The organism is Microbulbifer okhotskensis (assembly GCF_023895975.1).
Classification (GTDB): domain Bacteria; phylum Pseudomonadota; class Gammaproteobacteria; order Pseudomonadales; family Cellvibrionaceae; genus Microbulbifer; species Microbulbifer okhotskensis.
Genome location: NZ_JALBWM010000340.1, coordinates 1 through 692, shown reverse-complemented (window position 1 = coordinate 692; position 692 = coordinate 1). Strand labels below are relative to the sequence as shown.

At 50.6% G+C, this 692-nt stretch carries 2 protein-coding genes; both read right to left on the bottom strand.

The window, feature by feature from the left end; translation table 11 throughout:
* On the bottom strand, window positions 1-371 hold a 371-nt coding region (locus MO867_RS22405; RefSeq protein ID WP_252473295.1), incomplete at its 3' end, for a hypothetical protein.
* 34 nt (window positions 372-405) lie between these two features.
* The coding region (locus tag MO867_RS22400; protein WP_252473293.1) for a YdhT family protein at window positions 406-692 on the bottom strand (287 nt) is incomplete at its 5' end.

Sequence of the window (692 nt, the reverse complement as noted above, 5' to 3'; positions counted from 1 at the left end):
TTCTTGGCTGCTTCTTTATCTTCGACAAAGTACTTGTTTTTATGTGACCAGTAGATGCGAGGTGTATGGCCGTAGTTTTCTACATGACCTCGCTTCCCGTCGACCATGTACCAAAGGCGGAGCTTGATTGTGTGGGTGGTACTGTGGCCAATTGTCTGACCATCAAGAATTACCGGTGCACCCTGGTCGTCGCGCTCTTCAGCGATTTCGTAGCCCCAGTGAATGCCGATCGGTCCCCATATCTCGGTAGCCTTCTCAACCATGGCAATATGATTGATGCTGGCAGTTTTACGACCTTCTAGCGTTGACTCTTTTACAAAGCGAGCGTCAGTTTTCTTTACTCGCTGCCAGATGCTTAGATTCTCAGACATTTTGCTCGCTCCCGTTATTAGAGTGGTGCCAGCGCTAAGCCGGCTCCACTTCCTCTGCAGATTCCTCACAAACAAACTCACCGCTTTCATTTAGCGAATACCATTTGTTTGGTTCGATTTCTCCTTGCCCTGCAATTGCTGCACGGATATGAATTAGCTCTCCCTCGTCATTTCGATAGCAAAGGGCAATGGCGCTACCTTCAGAGGCGCGAGCTTTACTTTCAGCGCCTGCTGCCAGGGCGATTGAGTGTTGGCCTCCAACTTCAGCTGCGCTCTGGTCTCCGGTGTTAGTGGCTGCGCTCTGGTATCCGGTGTTAGTGG